Annotated in this window: 1 protein-coding gene; it reads left to right on the top strand. The window is 56.7% G+C overall.

Annotation, left to right across the window (positions count from 1 at the left end; translation table 11 throughout):
* Positions 1–34: 34 nt before the first annotated feature.
* Positions 35–238: SDR family NAD(P)-dependent oxidoreductase (locus B4920_RS27790; protein ID WP_139379773.1), on the top strand; the 204-nt coding region annotated here is incomplete at its 3' end.

Genomic DNA, 238 nt, shown 5'->3' with positions numbered 1-238 from the left:
CGTTAACCCACACCATCCATATCAAGGAAATAACATGACCACACTTCCGACCGTCTTTATCACCGGCGCCTCCAGCGGTATCGGTGCCACCTATGCCGAACGTTTTGCTCGCTGTGGCCACGATCTTGTTCTTGTTGCACGCAACAAGTCGCGCCTGGATGCGCTGGCCATGCGCCTGCGTGAGCAACACCAGATTGCCGTTGAGGTGCTGCAGGCTGACCTGACCAATTCGGCAGAG

It is taken from the genome of Zoogloea sp. LCSB751 (genome assembly GCF_002028455.1).
GTDB lineage: Bacteria > Pseudomonadota > Gammaproteobacteria > Burkholderiales > Rhodocyclaceae > Zoogloea.
The sequence above is the reverse complement of the archived record's forward strand: the minus strand, read 5'-3'. Positions and strand labels throughout refer to the sequence as shown.